Here is a 22080-nt window from a genome sequence, read left to right on the forward strand (position 1 = left end):
GTGGTGGCCGTTAGTGTGCGGTGGCCTTAAGGCCAGCAAGCAATAGGCGCTGATACAAATCCTCTTTAAACCCCTCCGGGTTATCCAGGCGCATCCGCACCAAGTGCTCGGGAAACGCCTCAGGCTCAGGCGCATCCAGCGCCGCTTTGCCCAACTCCAGAATCTCCGTCAGCTTGAATTTGCTCTTGAGCCAGTTCAACGCGCGCAACAAATCCCGTTCTTCATCGGTGAAGTCACTGCCCAGCGGGTACTCCGGGAACAGCCTTGAATGCCGTGCCTGCACCGCCTGCAAACGCTCCGGCGTGTTGTCGGCGAAGCGCGGGTCGAGCTGAAAGTCCTTGGGCAACTTGCCGGCTTTTTGCGCCTGCTCGATCAAGCCCGCCTGGAAGCGTGAGTCGGTGATATTGAGCAGCGCCTCGATCACCTTGGCGTCGGTCTGGCCACGCAGGTCGGCGATGCCGTATTCAGTGATGACAATATCGCGCAGGTGCCGGGGAATCGTGCAATGGCCATATTCCCAGACGATATTGGAGCTGACATCACCGCCCGCTTCACGCCAGCTGCGCAGGATCAGGATCGAGCGCGCGCCCTCCAGCGCATGGCCCTGGGCCACAAAGTTGTATTGCCCACCCACGCCACTGAGCACGCGGCCGTCTTCCAGTTGGTCGGCAACACCGGCGCCCAGCAACGTGACCATGATGGCGCTGTTGATAAACCGCGCATCCAGGCGCTGTAAACGCTTGAGTTCTTCCTGCCCGTACAGCTCGTTGATATAGCTGATGCGGGTCATGTTGAATTCCAGGCGCTTGGCGTGGGTCATTTCCTGCAAGCGCTGGTAAAAACTGCGGGGGCCGAGGAAGAAGCCACCGTGGATCGACACGCCATCCGGTTGTGCCGCGTCGTCCAGCAGACCCGCATTGGCCTGCTGCTGCGTCGCCACATCGGGGTACACCTTGCGCCGCACAATGCCGGCGTCGGCCAGCACCAGCAGGCCATTGACGAACATTTCGCTGCAGCCATAGAGGCCCCGGGCAAACGGCTCGACCCCGCCCTCGCGGCTGATCAGCGGCGCCCATTGGTACACATCCAGGTCGGTGAGCAACTGCCGGTAGCCTTCGTTATCGGCCTGACGCGCCAGCAATGCGGCAGTCAGGGCGTCGCCCATCGAACCGATACCGATCTGCAGGGTGCCGCCATCGCGTACCAGGGTACTGGCGTGCAAACCAATGAAGTGGTCCTGCAAACCCACTGGCATGTTCGGCGTGGAAAACAGCGTGGTGCGGTCTTTTTCGTCGATCAGGAAGTCGAACTGATCCATGCCCAGCTCGGCATCACCGGGCATGTAGGGCAAATCATCATGCACCTGGCCCACCACCAGGATGGTCTCGCCTGCCGCGCGGCGCTTGGCGATCATCGGTAACAGGTCGAGGGTGATATCGGGGTTGCAGCTCAGGCTCAGGCGATCCGGGTGCTCACTGCTGCTGGCCACCAACTGCGCGATCAGGTTCAGGCCGGCAGCGTTGATATCGCGGGCGGCATGGCTGTAGTTGCTGCTGACGTAATCCTGCTGGGCCGAGGTGCTATGCAGCAGGCTGCCGGGCTGCATAAAAAACTGCTGCACGTGAATATTGGCCGGCAGGCTGTCCTTGCGCAGGGCGGCGAGGAAGTCCAGCTCAGGATAATCGCCGAACACCCGCTCGATAAACGGCTCCAGAAAACGCTTCTGCAAGCCATCGCCCAACGGCGGGCGACCCAGGCTCAGCGCGGTGTAAATCGTCAGCGCCCGCTCAGGCAGCTTGGCGATGCGCCGGTACAAGGCATTGGCAAACAGATTCGCCTTGCCCAGGCCCAGCGGCATACCCATGTGGATATGCGCAGGCAAGCGCTCCAGTACGTCATCGACCGCTTGCTCGATTGAACACAACTGCACCATCCGACCCTCCTGACATTCCATGATTAGGGGTTGGACCGAGCTTGCCGGGTCTTTGCTGCAATGAACAGCCTTGGCCGCCAAATTGCGCCCACAAAAAAGCCGCTGGTCAGCGGCTTTTTGGCGAAGATCGGTTTATTTCAAACCAGACATCTTCTCGATCGCACCCTTGAGGTCAGCATCCGAGCAATCGGCGCAGGTTCCTTTAGGCGGCATGGCGTTGATACCGGTGATGGCCTTGGCCAGGATGCCATCAAGGCCGCCCTGGTGGTCGGCGCGCTCTTTCCAGGCAGCAGTGTCACCGATTTTCGGTGCGCCCAACAGGCCAGTGCTGTGGCAAGCAGTACAGTGTTTGGCGATGATCTCGTCCGGCGTTTTCGCGCCGCCGCCTGCTGTCACAGCGACTTCCATCCCCTTGCATTCTTCGCCCTGAATACAGACCTTCCCGACGGGTTCAAGACGCTTGGCAATATCATCATTGGTCGCAGCTTGAGCGCTGGCAGCCCAAAGGGCCAGTACGGTTGCTGGTACAGCCAGCATTTTCATAATTAGGTTCACGCGTTCACCCTCATGGTGGCTATTCACGCCTGCGGCCACGGTTTCGCAGGCGGCGAAAGTATAACGGTTAGGCCGCCTCACTGAAACAACCCTATTATCCAAGGGGGGATTCAGTATGGCGAAATACAACTACGGGCACCTCTGCAAGGTAGGCAGGGCGCCTCTTCGGTTAAAAGTTCGCGGGTGTGGCTGCGCTGATTAGTCGCGCCGGCACATCGAACGGATTGCGAAAACGGTGCGGCTTGGTGCTTTCAAAGTAGTAGCTATCGCCGGCTTCGAGCACAAAAGTTTCGACGCCCACGACCAATTCCAGACGACCTTCCAACAGAATCCCGGTTTCCTCGCCATCATGGGTCAGCATTTCCTCGCCCGTATCGGCGCCTGGCGGGTAGATTTCGTTGAGAAACGCAATCGCCCGGCTGGGATGCGCACGGCCCACCAGCTTCATGGTCACCGCACCATCGGAAATGTCGATCAGCTCATTGGCTTTATAGACGATCTGGGTCGGTTTTTCCTGGAGGATCTCCTCGGAAAAGAATTCGACCATCGACATGGGGATGCCGCCCAGCACCTTGCGCAAGGAGCTGATGGAAGGGCTGACACTGTTTTTCTCGATCATCGAAATGGTGCTGTTGGTGACGCCCGCACGTTTGGCGAGTTCACGCTGGGAAAGACCTTTCAGTTTACGGATGGATTGCAGTCGTTCGCCGACGTCCAATGCAGGAGCCTCCTAGGATTCAGGCTTTGTTGTAATTGAGCGTTATCATGGCGACAGCGTTCAGTATTTACAACACTTTGGTCTGAATCCCGCTGGACGTCTTCGGCGTCCGGCAGCTAGGCGCCGGAATAGAGCCGTGGCACTCGGCGCAGGTTGCAAAAAATCTGGTAGGGAATGGTGTCAGCGGCGGTCGCCACATCGCTGGCGAGGATGTTTTTGCCCCACAACTCGACGGTCGAGCCCAGGCCGGCCTCGGGCACATCGGTCAGGTCGACACACAGCATGTCCATCGACACCCGCCCCAGCAACTGGCTGCGCTGGCCGGCGACCAGCACCGGCGTACCGGTCGGCGCGTGGCGCGGATAACCATCGGCATAGCCCATGGCAACCACGCCGATACGCATCGGCTTGGGCGTCACGAACCGTGCGCCATAACCCACGGGCTCGCCCGCCGGCAGTTCGCGCACGCAGATGACTTTCGATTCCAGGGTCATCACCGGCTGCAAACGCGCGGCAACCGCCTGGTCTTCGCCAAAGGGCGTTGCGCCGTAGAGCATGATGCCGGGCCGCACCCAATCACTGGAGACGCCCGGCCAACCCATTACCGACGGCGAGTTGCGCAGGCTGACCTGGGCCGCCAGGCCCTGGCGCGCCGCATCGAATACCGCGACCTGCTCATCGCTGCTTGTGCAGTCCAGTTCATCGGCGCGAGCGAAGTGGCTCATCAACACGATCTTGGCCACTTTGCCACTGGCCAGCAGGCGCTGGTAGGCGTCGTGATAATCCTTGGGATGCAAACCAACCCGGTGCATGCCCGAATCCAGCTTCAACCACACCGTCAGCGGCTTGCTCAGGCGCGCCTGTTCAATCGCCTCCAGTTGCCACAGCGAATGCACCACGCACCACAAGTCATGCTCAATGATCAGCGGCAGTTCGTCGGCCTCGAAGAACCCTTCGAGCAACAACACCGGCCCACGAATTGCGGCGGCGCGCAGCTCCAGCGCCTCCTCGATACAGGCCACGGCAAAACCGTCGGCCTGGTCTTCCAGGGCCTGGGCCACGCGCACGGCACCATGGCCATAGGCGTCGGCCTTGATCACGGCAAGGGCCTTGGCCCCGGTCAGTTCGCGGGCCAATTGGTAGTTGTGGCGCAGGGCTTGTAGGTCGATCAGGGCACGGGCAGGACGCATGGCGGCAGGCTTCTAGGCGGCGGTGGGAAGAAAAAACCGGTACCGGCCAATAGCGCCGGCACCGCAAGAGGGATCGTTTAAGGCAGAGCGGCCACGACAGACAGCTCGACCAGGATTTCTGGCTCACACAGTTTCGACTCGACCGTGGCACGGGCCGGGGCCGCGCCTTTTGGCAGCCACTTGTCCCAAACCGCGTTCATGCCGGCAAAGTCGGCGTCGATGTCTTTGAGGTAGATCGTCACCGACAGCAACTTGGTTTTATCGGTACCGGCCAAATCCAGCAAACGCTCGATATTGGCCAGGGTTTCACGAGTCTGCTGTTCAATCCCGGCACTCATGTCGTCGCCGACTTGCCCTGCCAGATACACGGTACCGCTGTGGACAACGATCTGGCTCATGCGCTCATTGGTGAGCTGGCGCTGGATTGACATGTTTTGTGGACTCCTGAGGGTTGCCGTAACGGGAAATATCAAGGCCAGCGGCACTGATCTGCGGGGTTTTCTTCGCCATCAGGTCCGCCAGCAGGCGACCAGAGCCACAGGCCATGGTCCAGCCGAGGGTGCCGTGGCCAGTATTCAAGAACAGGTTTTTGAAAGGCGTGGCGCCGACGATCGGCGTACCGTCCGGGGTGGTCGGGCGCAGGCCGGTCCAGAACGTCGCTTCGCTCAAATCACCGCCCTGAGGATAAAGGTCGTTGACGATCATCTCCAGGGTTTCGCGCCGGCGCGGGTTCAGCGACAGGTCAAAACCGGCTATTTCAGCCATGCCACCGACGCGGATGCGGTTGTCGAAACGGGTGATCGCAACCTTGTAGGTTTCGTCGAGAATAGTCGAAGTCGGGGCCATCGCCGGGTTGGTGATCGGCACGGTCAGGGAGTAACCCTTGAGCGGATACACCGGCGCCTTGATCCCCAGTGGCTTGAGCAACTGCGGCGAGTAACTGCCCAGGGCCAGCACGTAGCGGTCGGCGGTTTCCAGCTTGCCGTCGATCCACACGCCGTTGATGCGATCACCGGCGTGGTCCAGGCGTTGAATGTCCTGCTCAAAACGGAATTCCACCCCCAACTGCTTGCACATGTCGGCCAGGCGGGTGGTGAACATCTGGCAGTCGCCGGTCTGGTCATTGGGCAGGCGCAAGGCACCGGCGAGGATATCCGTGACGCTGGCCAGGGCCGGCTCGACGCGGGCAATGCCGGCGCGGTCAAGCAGCTCGAACGGCACGCCGGACTCTTTCAGCACGGCGATATCCTTGGCCGCGCCATCCAGTTGCGCCTGGGTGCGGAACAATTGGGTAGTCCCCAGGCTGCGCCCTTCGTAGGCAATGCCGGTTTCGGCGCGCAGCTCATCGAGGCAGTCGCGGCTGTACTCGGACAGGCGCACCATGCGCTCTTTGTTCACGGCATAACGGTTGGCCGTGCAGTTGCGCAGCATCTGCGCCATCCACAGGTATTGGTCGATATCGGCCGTGGCCTTGATCGCCAGCGGCGCATGGCGCTGCAGCAACCACTTGATGGCCTTGAGCGGCACACCCGGCGCGGCCCACGGCGATGCATAGCCGGGCGAGACCTGGCCGGCGTTGGCGAAGCTGGTCTCCATTGCAACGGCCGGCTGGCGGTCGACCACGACCACCTCAAAACCGGCACGCGCCAAATAGTAGGCACTGGCCACACCAATGACACCGCTACCCAAGACCAAAACCCGCATTTTTATATCCTCATCACGGCTTGACCGCTGACGTTTGTTGTTCGGCACAAAGATGTGAGCAGTATAAAAAGCAATGACCAGTGCATTTCACTATATAAGTGCCTATATTTGGCGACAATTCTCGGCAAAAACCCTTTTCACGGAGGAGCATCCCCTATGCGGACCAATACCCAGACCAAGCGGGAGCTGGACAAGATCGACCGCAACATCCTGCGCATCCTGCAGGCCGACGGGCGGATTTCGTTTACCGAGCTAGGGGAGAAGGTAGGACTGTCGACCACGCCGTGCACCGAACGGGTCCGGCGCCTGGAGCGCGAGGGGATCATCATGGGCTACAACGCCCGCCTCAATCCGCAGCACTTGAAGGGTAGCCTGCTGGTGTTTGTCGAGATCAGCCTCGACTACAAATCCGGCGATACCTTCGAAGAATTCCGACGTGCCGTGCTGAAACTGCCCCATGTGCTGGAGTGCCACCTGGTCTCGGGGGATTTCGACTATCTGGTGAAGGCGCGGATTTCCGAGATGGCGTCGTACCGCAAACTGCTGGGCGATATCCTGCTCAAGCTGCCCCATGTGCGCGAGTCCAAGAGCTATATCGTGATGGAAGAGGTGAAGGAGAGCCTGAACCTGCCGATCCCGGATTGACCCTGTGGGCGCTACACCGTCATCGCAGGCAAGCCAGCTCCCACCTTTTGACCGGGTACATCTGTCAGACCAGCACCTGCCGCGTCGTCGCCATGTACTCGTGAATCTGCTTCTCCACCCGCGGGTGAATCAGCTCCACCGGGCCTCGATTGTTGGGGCATGGCAGGCTGGGCGTGGTACCAAACAACCTACAGATCAACGGGCGCTCGTCGTACACCGTGCAACCGTTGGGCCCCAGGTGCACACAGTTCAGCTCATCCATGGCCGCTTCCTGCTCGGCCGCAGTCTTGCGCGGCAGGCGCGACATTTCCTCGGTGGATGTAGTCACCGGCCCACAGCAATCATGGCAACCCGGCACACACTCGAACGAGGGGATCTGCCGGCGCAGCGCGTTGACTTTCTGGCTGTTGCAACTCATCGAAACCCATACCGAACGGCGAATAGGCGTGGATTTTGCCCTAAAAGCCCCGAGTGAGACAGCTTCACCCGACCGCTGTATCCTGCGTCAAATTTTCCAAACACGGATGCTCCCCATGACCGCCAGCGCCCGGCACACCGCTTCCTACTACGCCGCCAGCAGCCTGGCGCAACCCGATTACCCGGCACTGGCGGGCGAAGTGGTCGCCGATGTGTGCGTGGTCGGCGGCGGGTTTTCCGGGCTGAACACCGCGCTGGAGCTGGCTGAACGGGGCTTTAGCGTGGTGCTGCTGGAGGCACGCAAGATCGCCTGGGGCGCCAGCGGGCGCAACGGCGGGCAGTTGATTCGCGGCGTCGGCCATGGCCTCGATCAGTTTGCCAATGTGGTCGGCAGCGAAGGCGTGCGGCAGATGAAGCTGATGGGCCTGGAAGCCGTGGAAATCGTGCGCCAGCGGGTCGAGCGCTTCCGGATTGATTGTGACCTGACCTGGGGCTACTGCGACCTGGCCAACAAGCCCCGCGACTTGCAGGGCCTGGCCGCCGACGCCGAAGAGCTGCACGACCTGGGCTATCGCCATGAACTGCGCCTGCTGCAAGCCGGGGAAATGCGCAGCGTGATCGGCTCCGACCGTTACGTGGGAGGCATGATCGACATGGGCTCCGGCCACCTGCACCCGCTGAACCTGGCCCTTGGCGAAGCGAGCGCCGCGCAGCAACTGGGCGTGAGGCTGTTCGAGCAGTCCGAAGCCCTGCGCATCGACTACGGCCCTGAAGTCAAAGTCCACACCGCCCACGGCAGTGTGCGCGCCAAGACCCTGGTGCTGGGCTGCAATGCCTACCTCAATGGCCTCAACCCTCACCTGAGCGGCAAGGTGCTGCCCGCCGGCAGCTACATCATTGCCACCGAACCCTTGAGCCCAACCCAGGCCGCCGAGTTACTGCCGCAAAACATGGCGGTGTGTGATCAGCGGGTCACGGTGGACTACTTCCGTTTATCGGCCGACCGGCGCCTGCTGTTTGGCGGTGCTTGCCACTATTCCGGACGCGATCCCCAGGACATTGGCGCCTATATGCGGCCGAAGATGCTCAAGGTCTTCCCGCAATTGGCCGAAGCGAAGATCGACTATCAATGGGGCGGCATGATCGGCATCGGCGCCAACCGCCTGCCGCAGATTGGCCGGCTGGCCGACCAGCCCAATGTGTACTTTGCCCAGGCCTACGCCGGCCATGGCCTGAACGCCACCCACCTGGCCGGCAAACTGTTGGCCGAAGCCATCAGCGGCCAGCAGAGTGGGCGCTTCGATCTGTTTGCCCAGGTGCCACACATCACCTTCCCTGGTGGCAAGCACTTGCGCTCACCGCTGCTGGCCCTGGGCATGCTCTGGCACCGCCTGAAAGAACTGCTCTGACTCAACCGCGCCAGAACGGCTTCAAGCCTTCCCGGCGCGCTTGTTCAGTACTCAAGCCGATATCGCGCAGTTGCTCCGGGGTCAGGTCCAGCAAGGCCTGGCGCGTGTGGCGACGGCGCCAGAACAGTTCCCAACGGCTCGGATTACCCGGCGCCAGCCCGGTCAGCCCGCGCTCCTGCCCTGCTTCCAGTTCCTGACTGTGTAATGCCAGCCGCACATCGCTCAAGCCACTCATTGTCCTGCCCCTCATTTGCCTGTTGCCATGAGTGACTAGAATGGACGGCACGGCAAAACCATTACAGATTCAACCCACTTTTATTAAATCCATACAGACACTCCCAACCACGGGCTGAATCCTGTATTTTCCTTGCATCTGTACTGGTCCCCTGGGAGCGACCGCCATGACCCTCTACGTCAACCTCGCCGAACTGCTGGGCACCCGTATCGAACAGGGCTTCTATCGCCCCGGCGATCGCTTACCCTCCGTGCGTGCCTTGAGTGTGGAACACGGGGTCAGCCTGAGCACCGTGCAACAGGCTTACCGAATGCTCGAAGACAACGGCCTGGCGACGCCCAAGCCGAAATCCGGCTACTTCGTGCCCGTCGGTCGCGAACTGCCCGCGCTGCCTGCCGTGGGTCGGCCGGCCCAGCGCCCGGTGGAGATTTCCCAGTGGGACCAGGTGCTGGAACTGATCCGCGCGGTGCCGCGCAAAGATGTCATACAGATGGGCCGTGGCATGCCGGATGTCCTGTCACCGACCCTCAAACCCCTGCTGCGCAGCCTGGCCCGGGTCAGCCGCCGCCAGGATCTGCCAGGCCTGTACTACGACAATATCTACGGCTGTATGGAGCTGCGTGAACAAATAGCCCGTCTGTCATTGGATTCCGGCTGCCAACTCGACGCCCAGGACATCGTGATCACCACCGGCTGCCATGAGGCACTGTCCTCCAGCATCCGTGCCATTTGCGAGCCCGGCGATATCGTCGCCGTCGACTCGCCAAGCTTCCACGGCGCCATGCAGACCCTCAAGGGCCTGGGCATGAAAGCCCTGGAAATCCCCACCGACCCGCTCACCGGCATCAGCCTGGAAGCCCTGGAACTGGCCCTGGAGCAATGGCCGATCAAAGTCATCCAGTTGACCCCCAACTGCAACAACCCCCTGGGCTACATCATGCCCGAGGCACGCAAACGGGCGCTGCTGACCCTGGCCCAGCGCTTTGACGTGGCGATTATCGAAGACGATGTGTATGGCGAGCTGGCCTACAGCTACCCGCGACCACGCACCATCAAATCCTTCGACGAAGATGGCCGCGTCCTACTCTGCAGTTCCTTCTCCAAAACCCTGGCCCCCGGCCTGCGGATCGGCTGGGTAGCGCCGGGCCGTTACCTGGAGCGGGTGCTGCACATGAAATACATCAGCACCGGCTCCACCGCCACCCAGCCGCAGATCGCCATTGCCGAGTTCCTCAAGAACGGGCACTTCGAGCCGCATTTGCGGCGGATGCGCAGCCAATACCAGCGCAATCGCGACCTGATGCTCGATTGGGTCAGCCGCTATTTCCCCGCCAGGACCCGCGCCAGCCGGCCCCAGGGCAGCTTTATGTTGTGGGTGGAACTGCCAGAAGGTTTCGACACCCTCAAGCTCAACCGGGCCTTGGTCGAGCAAGGCGTACAGATTGCCGTGGGCAGCATCTTCTCGGCCTCGGGCAAATACCGTAACTGCCTGCGGATGAACTACGCTGCCAAACCAACCCCCCAGATTGAAGAGGCGGTGCGCAAGGTCGGGGCAACGGCGATCAAAATGCTCGCCGAAACCGAACAGCGGGTGGACTGACCTTTTGCCAGCAATCACCGTCATATGCCCACCAACGCCCTGATTCGGAACCTGTCGCCTTGATGAGCCAACGGCTGTTAGCGTTTTTTTTGCTGGGGTTCCTGGGCCTGGGCGGTTGCGCCACCCTGGATGTGCCCAGGGTGGCCAGCGAGGCGCTGCCGGCGACGCAGTCCGCCTTTGGCCGCTCGATCCAGGCCCAGGCCGCGCCCTACCAGGGCCGCTCCGGGTTCCGCCTGCTGCCCAACAGCAGCGAAGCGTTCATGGCTCGCGCCGAATTGATCCGCAATGCCCAGACCAGCCTCGACTTGCAGTACTACATCGTCCATGACGGCATCAGCACGCGCATGCTGGTGGCCGAGTTACTCACGGCGGCCGACCGTGGCGTGCGGGTGCGCATCCTCCTGGATGACACCACCAGCGACGGCCTGGACCAGATCATCGCCACCCTGGCCGCGCACCCGCAGATCCAGATTCGCCTGTTCAACCCCTTGCACCTGGGGCGCAGCACCGGCGTGACACGGGCCATGGGCCGGCTGTTCAACCTGTCGCTGCAGCACCGGCGCATGCACAACAAGCTGTGGCTGGCGGACAACAGCGTGGCGATTGTCGGCGGGCGCAACCTGGGGGATGAGTATTTCGATGCCGAGCCCAACCTGAACTTCACCGATATCGACATGCTCAGCGTCGGGCCTGTGGCCGAGCAACTGGGCCACAGCTTTGACCAGTACTGGAACAGTGCGCTGAGCAAACCCATTGCCGACTTCATCTCCAGCGCCCCGTCCTCCCGCGACCTGGCCACAGCGCGCGGGCTTCTGGAGAACTCCCTGGCCGAGTCGCGCCAGCAAAACCATGCCCTGTACAACCGCCTGCGCACCTACCAGACCCAGCCCCGCATGGACATCTGGCGCCGGGAGCTGATCTGGGCGTGGAACCAGGCGCTGTGGGATGCGCCGAGCAAGGTGCTGGCCAAGGCCGATCCTGACCCGCAACTGTTGCTCACCACCCAACTGGGGCCGGAGCTGGAAGGCGTGCACAGTGAACTGATGATGATTTCGGCCTACTTCGTCCCCGGTCAGCCGGGCCTGGTGTACCTGACCGGCCGCGCGGACGCCGGTGTCGACGTGCGTCTGCTGACCAACGCTCTGGAGGCCACCGACGTACCGGCAGTGCATGGCGGCTATGCGCCCTATCGCAAGGCGCTGTTGGAGCACGGGGTGAAACTGTACGAACTGCGCCGCCAACCGGGCGACGGCGGCGGCAGTGGCCCGCACCTGCTGGGCAGCCGCGCGCTGCATGGCTCGGACTCCAGCCTGCACAGCAAGGCGATGATCTTTGATCGGCAGAAGTCGTTTATCGGCTCATTCAATTTCGACCCGCGTTCGGTGCTGTGGAACACCGAGGTTGGCGTGCTGGTGGACAGCCCCGAGCTGGCCGAGCACGTACGCAACCTGGCCCTGCAAGGGATGGCGCCGGCCTTGAGTTATGAGGCGAAGCTGCAGGATGGCCAGGTAGTATGGGTGACAGAAGACAACGGCCAGTTGCACACCCTGACCCGCGAGCCGGGCAGTTGGTGGCGCCGCTTCAATGCCTGGTTTGCCACCACTGTGGGCCTGGAGCGCATGCTCTAAGCACCACCAAAATCCAATCTGGGAGCACTTCCAGGTCAGGCCGGCTGCTCGGCGCCAAACGCCCCTTGGCGCAACAACAGAATCACCAGCCCCAAGGCCCCCGCCGCCATTAACAATGGCAACGCATGCCCGCTGATCCACTGGCTGCCCGCGCCCGCCACCAGTGGGCCGATCAGGCAACCAATCCCCCACAACTGCGCAATATGGGCATTGGCCCGCACCAACGCATCGTCACGGTAGCGCTCGCCGATCAGGATCAACGACAAGGTGAACAAGCCCCCGGCGCTGGCACCGAACAGCACCCAGATCGGCCAGATCAGCCAGGTATCGAGCAGCGGCGCAATGGCCAGGCTCGACAGCAGCAACAACACCGCGCACCCCAGAAACAGGGTACGCCTGGGCAGGTAATCAGCCAGCGCGCCAATCGGCAATTGCAGCAAGGCATCGCCGACCACCACGGTGCTGACCATCGCCAGCGCCACCTCAGCGGTAAAACCCTGCTGCAGGCAATACACCGGCAGCAGCGTCAGAATCATCGCCTCGAACGCGGCAAACAACGCCACCGCCCAGGCAATCGCCGGCAGGCCCCGGCAAAAACCCCACAAATCGCCAAAGGTCACGCTGAAGGCCTCCGCCGTCGGCGCCCCGCTGCGCCCCAACAGCAGGAACGGCGCAATGATCAGCAGGCCGACGCCGACCCAGAAGCCATAGTCATGATCGGTCCCCAGTACGCCGAGCAACAACGGCCCCGACAGCTGGCTCAAGGCGTAGGTACAGCCATACAGCGCCACCAGCCGGCCACGCCACTGCTCCACCACCAGTTGATTGATCCAGCTTTCGCCGAGGATAAACACGATGGTCAGGATCACCCCGATCATCAACCGCAGCACCAGCCACACCGGATAGCTGGGCAGTACCGCCAGCAAACCGATGGAAATCGCCCCAGCCCACAGGCACAGACGCATCAGGTTCGCCGTGCCCAACCAGGAAGCCAGGCGGCTGGAGACCTTGGCGCCCAACAGCACACCGAACGCCGGCATCGCCGCCATGATGCCGATGGCAAAGTTGCCATAGCCCCAGCTTTCCAGGCGCAGGGACACCAGCGGCATGCTCACGCCCAGGGCGAGGCCGACGCTGAGTACCGAGGCCAGGACGGCGAAGTAAGTCGCCCAACGCATTGCCACGCTCCTGTGGGTTATTTCCAGATCACGCAAAATACTGTGGGAGCGGGCTTGCCCGCGATGAGGGAGTACCAGCCAACTCATGAGTGACTGATATACCGCTATCGCGGGCAAGCCCGCTCCCACATGTGGATCTACTGCAGCTGGGGCCCGGAGTCCGGGTTTACAGCTTGATCCAGGTCGCCTTCAGCTCGGTGTACTTGTCGAACGCGTGCAGCGACTTGTCGCGACCGTTGCCCGACTGCTTGAACCCGCCAAATGGCGCAGTCATGTCGCCGCCATCGTACTGGTTGACCCACACGCTACCGGCGCGCAGGGCCTTGGCGGTCAGGTGCGCCTTGGAGATATCCGAAGTCCAGACCGCAGCGGCCAGGCCATAAGGCGTGTCGTTGGCAATCGCCACGGCTTCTTCCGCGCTGTCGAACGTCAGCACCGACAGCACAGGGCCAAAGATCTCTTCCTGGGCAATCTTCATGGCGTTGGTCACACCGTCGAAAATCGTCGGTTCGACGTAGGTACCGCCAGTTTCCTGCAGGGTGCGCTTGCCACCGGCCACCAGCTTGGCGCCATCGGCGTGCCCGGCTTCGATGTACGACAGCACGGTGTTCATCTGCTGGGTATCCACCAGCGCGCCGACGTTGGTAGCCGGGTCCAGCGGGTTGCCCGGCTTCCAGCCCTTGAGGGCCTCGATCACCATTGGCAGGAATTTGTCCTTGATCGAACGCTCCACCAGCAGGCGCGAGCCGGCAGTGCAGACTTCGCCCTGGTTGAAAGCAATGGCGCCAGCCGCGGATTCGGCAGCGGCTTGCAGGTCCGGGGCATCGGCAAACACGATGTTCGGGCTCTTGCCGCCAGCTTCCAGCCAGACGCGTTTCATGTTCGATTCGCCGGAGTAGATCATCAGTTGCTTGGCGATCTTGGTCGAACCGGTGAACACCAGGGTATCGACGTCCATATGCAGCGCCAGGGCCTTGCCGACAGTGTGGCCATAACCCGGCAGCACGTTGAGCACACCCTTGGGGATACCCGCTTCAACGGCCAGGGCAGCGATGCGGATGGCGGTCAGCGGCGATTTTTCCGAAGGCTTGAGCACGACCGAGTTGCCGGTGGACAGCGCCGGCCCCAGCTTCCAGCAGGCCATCATCAGCGGGAAGTTCCACGGCACGATGGCCGCCACTACGCCGACGGGCTCGCGGGTCACCAGGCCCAGTTGGTCATGGGGGGTGGCGGCGACTTCGTCGTAAATCTTGTCGATGGCCTCGCCACTCCAGCTCAGGGCTTGCGCCGCGCCAGGGATGTCGATGCCCAGGGAATCGCCGATGGGCTTGCCCATGTCCAGGGTTTCGAGCAGGGCCAGCTCTTCGGCGTTGGCCTTGAGCAGCGCGGCGAAACGGATCATGGTGGCTTTGCGCTTGGCCGGGGCCAGGCGAGACCATGCACCGGAGTTGAAAGTGGCGCGGGCGTTTTCCACGGCGCGCTGGGCGTCGGCGACGTCACAACTGGCAACCGTGGTCAGCAGGCGGCCATCGACTGGGCTGAGGCATTCGAACGTGTCGCCGGAAACTGCGGCGGTGTACTCGCCATTGATATAGGCGCGGCCTTCGATCTTCAGATCCTTGGCGCGTTGTTCCCAGTCGGCACGGGTCAGGGTGGTCATGCGAGTGTCCTCCTCTTATTAAATATAAGGGCCCGGCGTTATAACCGCTCCCTTCCAAATGCTTGCCCGGCCAGCCAGCTATTCGGTCCGAGGCACCCGCCACCCTAAACCAGCCGCAAGGGATGTTTCAATATATTTGACATAACGGCCGCAAACGCCCTTGCGATGTTCATTTTAATAAACATAGACTTTGGCTCTCCAACCCCAGGCCTAGACGGGATACGTGCATGAACATTCAGGATGTCGTCGATTTCAGCCAGGCGAACACCGCCGCCGAACGCTACCGCCCCGCCACAGAAAAAATCCTCAAGGGCGACCCCGAGCAGACGCTCTTCAACCACTACAACAGCCCGTGCGGCCAGATGAACGCCGGGGTCTGGGAGGGTGAAGTCGGGCAATGGACGGTGAACTACACCGAGCACGAGTACTGCGAGATCGTGCAGGGGGTTTCGGTGCTACGCGATGCCGAAGGCAACGCCAAGACCTTGCGCGCCGGTGACCGCTTCGTGATCCCGGCCGGTTTCAGTGGCACCTGGGAAGTGCTGGAGCCGTGCCGCAAGATCTACGTGGTGTTCGAAGAAAAAGCCTGATCGGTCGACCGCGACTTTTCAAAAGGCAAAAAAAACCCGCATCGTGAGATGCGGGTTTTTTTCACAAGAAAGAAAACCAATTACTTGATTTTGCCTTCTTTGTAGATCACGTGCTTGCGAACGCGCGGGTCGAACATTTTCTTTTCGAGCTTGTCCGGGGTAGTACGCTTGTTCTTGTCGGTAGTGTAGAAGTGACCAGTACCGGCGCTAGAGATCATTCGAATCAATTCACGCATGATTTAGCTCCTTAGATTTTGCCGTCGCGGCGCAGTTCAGCGAGCACGACAGTGATGCCACGCTTGTCGATGATGCGCATGCCTTTGGCAGATACGCGCAGACGGACAAAACGTTTCTCTTCTTCAACCCAGAAGCGGTGATGCTGCAGGTTTGGCAGGAAACGACGACGGGTTTTGTTGTTTGCGTGGGAAATGTTATTCCCAGTCACCGGACCCTTACCGGTAACTTGACAGACTCTCGACATGCCTCAGCCCTCTAAAACCACATGCCCAACCCGGCATGGGTTGGCCGCTTAATCTCTCAGTCATTTGGCGCCAGGCGCCGCGTTTCTTTAAGGGTCTTACCGGCTACACCTACAGTGAAGGAACCGGGCCCCTAGAAAAGAGCGCTGCTTTATACCAGAAAGACCCAAGCGCAACAACAGCCGGTGTGTTTTTCCCGCTGTAAATCTCGCCCGAGCAGCTCTCAAGCGCTGCCAGGGTGGGCCGCCGTGCCGCCGGACCGCTCGTCGCACCGAATGATTTATCGCCGCTGCTTGTAGGCCAAGGCCCCGGGCAAAATGACCTGAAGCGCCATCAAAACAGTATTTGTCCTAAATGCACAGGCAAAAATGGGCTAGTCATTTGTGAATCAGGCCACTACGGTAGGCCTTTTCCAGACTGCACTCGCAGATGGGCCTCCGATCTGCAAAGGAAACCGACCATGCGCCTCGCTGCCCTGCCACTTCTACTCGCCCCGCTCTTCCTCGCCCCGCTGGCCCAGGCGGCCTCCACGTTGAGCGTCTGCACCGAGGCCAGCCCCGAAGGGTTCGATGTGGTGCAGTACAACTCGCTGACCACCACCAACGCCTCGGCGGATGTGCTGATGAACCGCCTGGTGGACTACGACGCCACGAGCGGCAAGCTGGTGCCGAGCCTGGCCGACAGCTGGGAAGTCTCGCCGGACGGCCTGACCTACACCTTTAAATTGCACCCGGGCGTCAAATTCCACCGCACCGCGTATTTCAGCCCAAGCCGCAGCCTTACCGCCGAAGATGTACGTTTCAGCTTCGAACGCATGCTCGACCCGGCCAATCCCTGGCACCAGATCGCCCAGAGCGGCTTCCCCCACGCCCAGTCCTTGCAACTGCCGGCGCTGATCAAAAAGATCGACGCCCTGGATCCGCTGACCGTGCGCTTTACCCTGGATCACGCCGACTCCACGTTCCTCGCCGCGCTGAGCATGGGCTTTGCCTCGATCTACCCGGCCGAATACGCCGACAAGCTGCTCAAGGCCGGCACCCCGGAAAAGCTCAATAGCCAGCCCATCGGCACCGGCCCCTTTGTTTTCGGGCGTTTTCAGAAAGATGCAGCGATTCGCTACAAAGCCAACCCGGATTACTTCGCCGGCAAGCCTGCTGTGGATAACTTGATCTTCGCCATCACCCCGGACGCCAACGTGCGCCTGCAGAAACTGCGCCGGGATGAATGCCAGATCGCCTTGTCACCCAAGCCCATGGATATCGGCGAAGCGCAAAAGGATGCGGCGCTCAAGGTGGAAAAGACCGCAGCCTTCATGACCGCGTTTGTGGCCATCAACAGCCAGCACCCACCGCTGGACAAGCCAGAAGTGCGCCAGGCGATCAACCTGGCCTTCGACAAGGCCAGCTACCTCAAGGCCGTGTTTGAAGGTACCGCCGAAGCCGCCACCGGCCCCTACCCGCCCAATACCTGGGGTTTTGCCAAGGAATTGCCGGGTTATCCACAGGACATCGCCAAGGCCAAGGCCCTGCTGGCCCGCGCCGGGCTGAGTGACGGCTTCAAGACCACCCTTTGGACCCGGCCCTCGGGCAGCCTGCTCAACCCCAACCCAAGCCTGGGCGCACAACTGCTGCAGGCGGACCTGGCCAAGGTCGGCATCCAGGCCGAGATCCGCGTGATCGAATGGGGCGAGCTGATCCGCCGCGCCAAGGCTGGCGAGCACGACCTGCTGTTTATGGGCTGGGCCGGGGACAACGGCGACCCGGATAACTTCCTGACCCCGCAATTTTCCTGCGCGGCGGTAAAATCCGGCACCAACTTTGCCCGTTACTGCGACCCGGCACTGGACAAGCTGATCAGTGCCGGCAAGACCACCAATGAGCAAGGCGTGCGCAGCAAGCTGTATCAACAGGCACAGGCGCAGATCCAGCAGCAGGCGCTGTGGTTGCCACTGGCTCATCCGACGGCCTTTGCCCTGACCCGTAAAAATGTCGAGGGGTATCAGGTCAGCCCGTTTGGGCGCCAGGATTTCTCCAAGGTCAGCGTAAAGCCCTGACCCGGCCGTTGTAGGAGCCGGCAAGCCGGCCCCTACAAGCAACTGCGTTACAGCCAACCGTATTCGGCCATCGACAGCGGGTCACCGTCGCCGATAATGATGTGATCCAGTACCCGCACGTCCACCAGATCGAGGGCCTTTTGCAGATGCTTGGTCAGTTTTCGATCAGCAATGCTGGGCTCGGCATTCCCGGAGGGGTGGTTGTGGCACAGGATCAACGCCGCTGCGTTGTAGTCCAGGGCGCGCTTGACCACCTGTCGCGGGTACACCATGGCATTGTCTATGGTGCCCTGGAACAGCGCTTCGAAGCCCAGCACCCGGTGCCTTGAATCAAGAAACAGGCAGCCGAATATTTCGTGGGGCTCATGGCGCAGCAGCGCCTTGAGGTAGTCACGCACGGCAACCGGGCTTTCCAGTACCGACTCATTGCGCACATGCTCGGCCAGATGGCGCCGGCCCATTTCCAGCACCGCCTGCAACTGGGCGAACTTAGCCGGCCCCAGGCCCAGATGCTGGATGAAGACGGTTTGGCGGGCCTCCAGCAACGAACGCAGGCTGCCAAATTGCCCCAGCAGATGGCGCGCCAAGTCCACCGCGCTTTTACCCGAGACGCCGGTACGCAGGAAAATCGCCAGCAACTCGGCATCCGAGAGACTTGCCGCCCCCAACTCCAAAAGCTTCTCCCGCGGGCGCTCCGCCGCAGGCCAATTGCGAATACTCATGGCACCTCCGTGTGCATGTGCGCCGCTGTTGCATGGCGGACGCTGTGTTATCTTAGCCGCTCTTTTTTGCGCGCGATTTCACCTGGGGAGGGGGATCGCAACGCCATCACTGAACTGGAAAGGCAAACCAATGCAGCGTCTGTATCGGAAACGCATCGTTCTCGGCGTCGGCGGCGGTATTGCCGCCTACAAGAGCGCAGAGTTGGTTCGCAGGCTCCTGGACCAGGGCGCCGAAGTGCGCGTGGTCATGACCCGTGGCGGCAGTGAGTTCATTACCCCGCTGACCATGCAGGCCCTGTCCGGCCACCCGGTGCACCTGGACCTGCTGGACCCGGCAGCCGAAGCCGCCATGGGCCATATCGAACTGGCCAAATGGGCCGACCTGGTGCTGATCGCACCCGCCACTGCTGACCTCATCGCGCGCCTCGCCCAAGGCATTGCCGACGACCTGCTGACCACGCTGGTGCTGGCCACCGACGCCACCGTCGCCATCGCCCCGGCAATGAACCAGGCCATGTGGCGCGACCCCGCCACCCAGGCCAACACCCAACTCCTGCAAAGCCGTGGCCTCAAGGTCTTCGGCCCGGCCTCCGGCAGCCAGGCCTGTGGCGACGTCGGCCTGGGGCGCATGCTCGAAGCCACGGACCTGGCGCTGTGTGCCGCCGAGTGCTTCCAGCATCTGGCCCTGACCGGTAAGCACGTACTGATTACCGCCGGCCCGACCCAGGAAAACATCGACCCGGTGCGCTACATCACCAACCATAGCTCAGGGAAAATGGGCTTTGCCCTGGCAGAAGCGGCGGTTGAGGCAGGCGCACGCGTGACTCTGATCACCGGCCCGGTGCATCTGCCGACCCCGGACCGGGTCACCCGCATCGACGTAGTCAGCGCCCGCGACATGCTCGCTGCCTGTGAGGCGGCGATTCCCTGCGATGTGTTTATCGCGTCGGCAGCGGTCGCAGACTACCGCCCGGAAGTGGTTGCCCCACAAAAACTCAAGAAAGACCCTACAAGCGGCGACGGCCTGCTCCTGCAAATGGTGCGCAACCCGGACATTTTGGCCACCATCGCCACCCGCGCGGATCGTCCGTTCAGCGTCGGTTTCGCTGCCGAAACCGAAAACCTGCTGGACTACGCCGCACGCAAACTGAAAGACAAAAACCTCGACCTGATCGTTGCCAATGACGTCGCCAACCCGAGCATCGGCTTCAACAGCGAGGAAAACGCCTGCAGCGTGATTGATCGCGAGCTGCACGCCACCCTTTTCGCCCAGACCAGCAAGGGCAAGATTGCCCGCCAACTGATCTCTTTTATCGCCCAACGGCTGAACCAGGTTTAATGTCCATGCACGCTTTGCAAGCCAAGATCCTCGACCCCCGCCTCGGCACCGACTTCCCACTGCCGGCCTACGCCACACCGGGCTCCGCCGGCCTGGACCTGCGCGCCATGCTCAAGCAAGACACCGTCCTTGAGCCGGGCCAGACCCTGCTGATCCCCACCGGCCTGTCGATCTACGTCGGCGACCCCGGCCTGGCCGCCTTGATCCTGCCGCGCTCCGGCCTGGGTCACAAACACGGGATCGTGCTGGGCAACCTGGTGGGCTTGATCGACTCGGACTACCAGGGCGAATTGATGGTCTCGTGCTGGAACCGTGGCCAGACTGCCTTCAACATCGCCGTCGGCGAGCGCATTGCTCAACTGGTCCTGGTGCCGGTGGTGCAGGCACATTTCGAACTGGTCACCGAGTTCGACGAAACCCAGCGTGGCGCGGGCGGTTTCGGGCATTCCGGCAGCCACTGACTACGCTCAGGCATGCCGGACTCTGCGTCCGACATGCCCCAGTGGCATTTTCGCACCACGAACTCTAGGGCAAAAACGCCGTCTTACCCTTCAGTTTGAGCCTGCCGGTCGCCACATTCAGGCCTGTCCGCCCCGTATCGATGGAGTTTCCCCAGTGATGAGCAACGCAGCCCCAGTCGCACCGACGTTTCCCGACAGCATTTTCCGCGCCTACGACATCCGTGGTGTCGTCCCGAAAACCCTGACCGCCGAAACCGCCTACTGGATCGGCCGCGCCATCGGCTCGCAAAGCCTGGCCCAGGGCGAGCCCAACGTCTCTGTGGGACGTGACGGTCGCCTGTCCGGCCCCGAGCTGGTGGAGCGCCTGATCCAGGGCCTGGCCGACAGCGGCTGTCATGTCAGCGACGTTGGCCTGGTGCCGACCCCGGCGCTGTACTACGCCGCCAACGTGCTGGCCGGCAAATCCGGCGTGATGCTCACTGGCAGCCACAACCCATCGGACTACAACGGCTTCAAGATCGTGATTGCCGGCGATACCCTTGCCAACGAACAGATCCAGGCCCTGCACACTCGCCTCAAGACCAATGACCTGACCAGCGGTAAGGGCAGCATCACCAAGGTCGATATCCTCCAGCGCTACTCGGACGAAATCACCCGTGACGTCAAGCTCGAGCGGCGCCTGAAAGTCGTGGTGGACTGCGGCAACGGCGCGGCCGGCGTGATCGCCCCGCAACTGCTCGAAGCCTTGAACTGCGAAGTGATCCCGCTGTTCTGCGAAGTCGACGGCAATTTCCCCAACCATCACCCGGACCCGGGCAAGCCTGAAAATCTGGTGGACCTGATCGCCAAGGTCGCAGAAGTGGGCGCCGATGTCGGCCTGGCCTTCGATGGCGACGGCGACCGCGTAGGCGTGGTGACCAACACCGGCAGCATCGTGTTCCCCGACCGCCTGCTGATGCTGTTCGCCCGCGACGTAGTGGCGCGCAACCCCGGTGCCGAGATCATCTTCGACGTCAAATGCACCCGGCGCCTGACGCCGTTGATCAAGGAATACGGCGGCCGCCCACTGATGTGGAAGACCGGTCACTCGTTGATCAAAAAGAAAATGAAAGAAACCGGCGCCCTGCTGGCCGGCGAAATGAGCGGCCATGTGTTCTTCAAGGAGCGCTGGTTCGGTTTTGACGACGGCATCTACAGCGCCGCCCGCCTGCTGGAGATCCTCAGCAAGGAAAAATCCAGCGCTGAAGACTTGTTCGAGACCTTCCCGAACGATATTTCTACGCCGGAAATCAATATCCATGTGACCGAAGAGAGCAAATTCAGCATCATTGACGCATTGCACGATGCGCAATGGGGTGCAGGCGCCAACCTGACCACCATTGATGGTGTGCGAGTCGATTATGCCGAAGGCTGGGGCCTGGTTCGCGCGTCCAACACCACTCCGGTGCTGGTCCTGCGTTTCGAGGCGGATACCGAGGCCGAGTTGCAGCGCATCAAGGACGTGTTCCACGCCCAGTTGAAACGTGTTGCCCCTGATCTCCAACTACCGTTCTGATTATTTGCC

At 61.8% G+C, this 22080-nt stretch carries 21 protein-coding genes and 1 pseudogene; 9 read left to right on the plus strand and 13 right to left on the minus strand.

The genetic code is table 11. From position 1 onward, the window contains the following. Nucleotides 1–10 precede the first annotated feature (10 nt). The 6 genes from PSH73_RS25840 to dadA form a co-directional block, all read right to left on the minus strand. Entirely contained in the window at nt 11–1933 is a 1923-nt protein-coding gene (locus PSH73_RS25840; protein ID WP_057960989.1) for an acetyl-CoA hydrolase/transferase C-terminal domain-containing protein, read from the minus strand. A gap of 132 nt (nt 1934–2065) precedes the next feature. Continuing rightward, the gene (locus tag PSH73_RS25845) at nt 2066–2476 is read right to left on the minus strand and encodes a cytochrome c5 family protein (RefSeq protein WP_057960990.1); all 411 of its coding nucleotides are present in this window, start codon (nt 2474–2476) and stop codon (nt 2066–2068) included. Nucleotides 2477–2657: 181 nt separating this feature from the next. Then, complete coding sequence (locus PSH73_RS25850; RefSeq protein ID WP_029289768.1) at nt 2658–3206, minus strand: cupin domain-containing protein; 549 nt, start codon at nt 3204–3206, stop codon at nt 2658–2660. 116 nt (nt 3207–3322) lie between these two features. After that, nucleotides 3323–4396, minus strand: coding sequence for an alanine racemase (gene alr, locus PSH73_RS25855; protein WP_057440500.1), 1074 nt, complete (start codon nt 4394–4396; stop codon nt 3323–3325). Between the two features lie 77 nt (nt 4397–4473). Beyond that, a complete protein-coding gene (locus tag PSH73_RS25860; protein WP_057960992.1) occupies nt 4474–4827 on the minus strand; it encodes a RidA family protein in 354 nt (117 codons plus the stop codon). Then, on the minus strand, nt 4799–6100 hold the full coding sequence (gene dadA, locus PSH73_RS25865; RefSeq protein WP_029289774.1) for a D-amino acid dehydrogenase: 1302 nt from the start codon (nt 6098–6100) through the stop codon (nt 4799–4801). The genes PSH73_RS25860 and dadA overlap by 29 nt, the downstream gene beginning before the upstream one ends. 156 nt (nt 6101–6256) lie before the next feature. Here dadA and PSH73_RS25870 point away from each other — a divergent pair, with 156 nt between their 5' ends. Further along, nucleotides 6257–6745 carry an Lrp/AsnC ligand binding domain-containing protein gene (locus PSH73_RS25870; RefSeq protein WP_003206849.1) on the plus strand — a complete coding sequence of 163 codons (489 nt, stop codon included), beginning with the start codon at nt 6257–6259 and terminating at the stop codon, nt 6743–6745. A gap of 64 nt (nt 6746–6809) precedes the next feature. Here PSH73_RS25870 and PSH73_RS25875 read toward each other — a convergent pair whose 3' ends face one another. Then, nucleotides 6810–7163 carry a YkgJ family cysteine cluster protein gene (locus PSH73_RS25875; RefSeq protein WP_029289779.1) on the minus strand — a complete coding sequence of 118 codons (354 nt, stop codon included), beginning with the start codon at nt 7161–7163 and terminating at the stop codon, nt 6810–6812. A 115-nt stretch (nt 7164–7278) separates the two neighbouring features. On the opposite strand from PSH73_RS25875, the gene PSH73_RS25880 reads away from it, so the two are divergent. Further along, nucleotides 7279–8571 (plus strand): FAD-binding oxidoreductase, encoded by a 1293-nt coding sequence (locus PSH73_RS25880; RefSeq protein ID WP_200659876.1) that lies wholly within the window; start codon nt 7279–7281, stop codon nt 8569–8571. A gap of 1 nt (nt 8572) precedes the next feature. Here the strand turns inward: PSH73_RS25880 and PSH73_RS25885 are convergent, their stop codons facing one another. Further along, nucleotides 8573–8806: a DUF1127 domain-containing protein gene (locus tag PSH73_RS25885; RefSeq protein WP_115129276.1), complete on the minus strand. Its 234-nt coding sequence runs from the start codon at nt 8804–8806 to the stop codon at nt 8573–8575. A gap of 166 nt (nt 8807–8972) precedes the next feature. Here PSH73_RS25885 and PSH73_RS25890 point away from each other — a divergent pair, with 166 nt between their 5' ends. Together PSH73_RS25890 and PSH73_RS25895 are read left to right on the plus strand one after the other, a co-directional pair. Then, entirely contained in the window at nt 8973–10406 is a 1434-nt protein-coding gene (locus PSH73_RS25890; protein ID WP_216312021.1) for a PLP-dependent aminotransferase family protein, read from the plus strand. A 62-nt stretch (nt 10407–10468) separates the two neighbouring features. Then, a complete protein-coding gene (locus tag PSH73_RS25895; RefSeq protein ID WP_169960063.1) occupies nt 10469–12034 on the plus strand; it encodes a phospholipase D family protein in 1566 nt (521 codons plus the stop codon). A 35-nt stretch (nt 12035–12069) separates the two neighbouring features. On the opposite strand, the gene PSH73_RS25900 is transcribed toward PSH73_RS25895, so the two are convergent. Both PSH73_RS25900 and PSH73_RS25905 read right to left on the minus strand, forming a co-directional pair. Then, nucleotides 12070–13212 carry an MFS transporter gene (locus tag PSH73_RS25900; RefSeq protein ID WP_169989474.1) on the minus strand — a complete coding sequence of 381 codons (1143 nt, stop codon included), beginning with the start codon at nt 13210–13212 and terminating at the stop codon, nt 12070–12072. Between the two features lie 166 nt (nt 13213–13378). Then, entirely contained in the window at nt 13379–14872 is a 1494-nt protein-coding gene (locus tag PSH73_RS25905; protein ID WP_057440504.1) for an aldehyde dehydrogenase, read from the minus strand. Nucleotides 14873–15099: 227 nt separating this feature from the next. Between PSH73_RS25905 and PSH73_RS25910 the strand changes: the two genes are divergently transcribed. Beyond that, complete coding sequence (locus PSH73_RS25910) at nt 15100–15462, plus strand: cupin domain-containing protein (RefSeq protein ID WP_057440505.1); 363 nt, start codon at nt 15100–15102, stop codon at nt 15460–15462. Nucleotides 15463–15542: 80 nt separating this feature from the next. Here the strand turns inward: PSH73_RS25910 and rpmG are convergent, their stop codons facing one another. Together rpmG and rpmB are read right to left on the minus strand one after the other, a co-directional pair. Next, a complete protein-coding gene (gene rpmG, locus PSH73_RS25915; RefSeq protein ID WP_003176906.1) occupies nt 15543–15698 on the minus strand; it encodes a 50S ribosomal protein L33 in 156 nt (51 codons plus the stop codon). Between the two features lie 11 nt (nt 15699–15709). Beyond that, nucleotides 15710–15943 carry a 50S ribosomal protein L28 gene (rpmB, locus tag PSH73_RS25920; RefSeq protein WP_007920377.1) on the minus strand — a complete coding sequence of 78 codons (234 nt, stop codon included), beginning with the start codon at nt 15941–15943 and terminating at the stop codon, nt 15710–15712. 458 nt (nt 15944–16401) lie between these two features. Between rpmB and PSH73_RS25925 the strand changes: the two genes are divergently transcribed. Next, a complete protein-coding gene (locus PSH73_RS25925; protein ID WP_305461615.1) occupies nt 16402–17994 on the plus strand; it encodes an ABC transporter substrate-binding protein in 1593 nt (530 codons plus the stop codon). A gap of 47 nt (nt 17995–18041) precedes the next feature. Here the strand turns inward: PSH73_RS25925 and radC are convergent, their stop codons facing one another. Beyond that, nucleotides 18042–18716, minus strand: a complete 675-nt coding sequence (gene radC / locus PSH73_RS25930) for a DNA repair protein RadC (protein WP_057960999.1) — start codon at nt 18714–18716, stop codon at nt 18042–18044. Between the two features lie 130 nt (nt 18717–18846). On the opposite strand from radC, the gene coaBC reads away from it, so the two are divergent. The 3 genes and pseudogenes from coaBC to PSH73_RS25945 form a co-directional block, all read left to right on the plus strand. Next, on the plus strand, nt 18847–20055 hold the full coding sequence (gene coaBC / locus PSH73_RS25935; protein ID WP_029289805.1) for a bifunctional phosphopantothenoylcysteine decarboxylase/phosphopantothenate--cysteine ligase CoaBC: 1209 nt from the start codon (nt 18847–18849) through the stop codon (nt 20053–20055). Between the two features lie 5 nt (nt 20056–20060). Continuing rightward, nucleotides 20061–20516, plus strand: coding sequence for a dUTP diphosphatase (dut, locus tag PSH73_RS25940; RefSeq protein WP_057961001.1), 456 nt, complete (start codon nt 20061–20063; stop codon nt 20514–20516). 148 nt (nt 20517–20664) lie between these two features. Further along, nucleotides 20665–22071, plus strand: a pseudogene (locus tag PSH73_RS25945) (phosphomannomutase/phosphoglucomutase); the annotation flags it as partial. Nucleotides 22072–22080 lie beyond the last annotated feature (9 nt).

This window comes from Pseudomonas sp. FP2294 (assembly GCF_030687625.1).
Taxonomy (GTDB): Bacteria; Pseudomonadota; Gammaproteobacteria; order Pseudomonadales; family Pseudomonadaceae; genus Aquipseudomonas; species Aquipseudomonas shahriarae.

Coding starts and splice junctions, on each gene's coding strand:
- PSH73_RS25840 (WP_057960989.1), bottom strand. CDS start 1,933: ATGGTGCAGTTGTGTTCAATCGAGCAAGCGGTCGATGACGTACTGGAG.
- PSH73_RS25845 (WP_057960990.1), bottom strand. CDS start 2,476: ATGAAAATGCTGGCTGTACCAGCAACCGTACTGGCCCTTTGGGCTGCC.
- alr (WP_057440500.1), bottom strand. CDS start 4,396: ATGCGTCCTGCCCGTGCCCTGATCGACCTACAAGCCCTGCGCCACAAC.
- PSH73_RS25860 (WP_057960992.1), bottom strand. CDS start 4,827: ATGTCAATCCAGCGCCAGCTCACCAATGAGCGCATGAGCCAGATCGTT.
- dadA (WP_029289774.1), bottom strand. CDS start 6,100: ATGCGGGTTTTGGTCTTGGGTAGCGGTGTCATTGGTGTGGCCAGTGCC.
- PSH73_RS25870 (WP_003206849.1), top strand. CDS start 6,257: ATGCGGACCAATACCCAGACCAAGCGGGAGCTGGACAAGATCGACCGC.
- PSH73_RS25875 (WP_029289779.1), bottom strand. CDS start 7,163: ATGAGTTGCAACAGCCAGAAAGTCAACGCGCTGCGCCGGCAGATCCCC.
- PSH73_RS25880 (WP_200659876.1), top strand. CDS start 7,279: ATGACCGCCAGCGCCCGGCACACCGCTTCCTACTACGCCGCCAGCAGC.
- PSH73_RS25885 (WP_115129276.1), bottom strand. CDS start 8,806: ATGAGTGGCTTGAGCGATGTGCGGCTGGCATTACACAGTCAGGAACTG.
- PSH73_RS25890 (WP_216312021.1), top strand. CDS start 8,973: ATGACCCTCTACGTCAACCTCGCCGAACTGCTGGGCACCCGTATCGAA.
- PSH73_RS25895 (WP_169960063.1), top strand. CDS start 10,469: ATGAGCCAACGGCTGTTAGCGTTTTTTTTGCTGGGGTTCCTGGGCCTG.
- PSH73_RS25900 (WP_169989474.1), bottom strand. CDS start 13,212: ATGCGTTGGGCGACTTACTTCGCCGTCCTGGCCTCGGTACTCAGCGTC.
- PSH73_RS25905 (WP_057440504.1), bottom strand. CDS start 14,872: ATGACCACCCTGACCCGTGCCGACTGGGAACAACGCGCCAAGGATCTG.
- PSH73_RS25910 (WP_057440505.1), top strand. CDS start 15,100: ATGAACATTCAGGATGTCGTCGATTTCAGCCAGGCGAACACCGCCGCC.
- rpmG (WP_003176906.1), bottom strand. CDS start 15,698: ATGCGTGAATTGATTCGAATGATCTCTAGCGCCGGTACTGGTCACTTC.
- rpmB (WP_007920377.1), bottom strand. CDS start 15,943: ATGTCGAGAGTCTGTCAAGTTACCGGTAAGGGTCCGGTGACTGGGAAT.
- PSH73_RS25925 (WP_305461615.1), top strand. CDS start 16,402: ATGCGCCTCGCTGCCCTGCCACTTCTACTCGCCCCGCTCTTCCTCGCC.
- radC (WP_057960999.1), bottom strand. CDS start 18,716: ATGAGTATTCGCAATTGGCCTGCGGCGGAGCGCCCGCGGGAGAAGCTT.
- coaBC (WP_029289805.1), top strand. CDS start 18,847: ATGCAGCGTCTGTATCGGAAACGCATCGTTCTCGGCGTCGGCGGCGGT.
- dut (WP_057961001.1), top strand. CDS start 20,061: ATGCACGCTTTGCAAGCCAAGATCCTCGACCCCCGCCTCGGCACCGAC.